The organism is Methylobacterium sp. J-067 (assembly GCF_022829465.1).
GTDB classification, from domain to species: Bacteria; Pseudomonadota; Alphaproteobacteria; order Rhizobiales; family Beijerinckiaceae; genus Methylobacterium; species Methylobacterium litchii.
On the sequence record NZ_JAKSXZ010000070.1, the window covers coordinates 1 to 564 of the forward strand.

Consider the following 564-nt stretch of genomic DNA (forward strand, 5'->3'; position numbering starts at 1 on the left):
CGTCCCGAGGAGATGGTCGCGGCCAATCTCCGGCGCAGGAGAAAGCCGTTCACCGAGGCCGAGAACAACGCGGCCGTGGCCCGCTGGGCGGAGTTGCGGCGGGAGAACGCGCCGCTGCGCATCGTGCGAGAAGGGATCTTGGTCTCGGCCCCCCTGACCCATTTCGACGACGTCCTGACGGGGCTCGCCACCGGGGATTGGGAATTGCTGATCAAACTGGTCGCCCGCGTGCTCGCCCATCTCGACGACGGCTCCGACCAGCCGGGACAGGGATGCAGCTACGAACTCCTGTTCGCGCGCATCCTGGCGCTGGGGCAATCCGCAGCGATGGAGGTTACCGGTCCGGGGCCGGGTATGCGGGACTTCAAGGTTCGAAGGGTCGCGGACCGTCAATCGGCAGCGCTCAACGAGTGAACGGCCGGAACCTACACCACGACGAGAGGGACGACGCGACCGGCACTCATGGCACCGCCTGGCGGTCATCCCGGTGGCCCCGCCCGACAACCGGGACCGATTGGATGCATAAAGCCGACGTCCTGCGACCGGCCGTCATGGATCGACGGC

Annotated in this window: 1 protein-coding gene; it reads left to right on the plus strand. The window is 67.6% G+C overall.

Going from position 1 to position 564, the window contains the following annotated elements:
* Window positions 1-414, plus strand: a 414-nt coding sequence (locus tag MKK52_RS07330) for a DUF3658 domain-containing protein (protein WP_243953165.1), incomplete at its 5' end; no start/stop codon positions are given.
* Window positions 415-564: the final 150 nt, after the last annotated feature.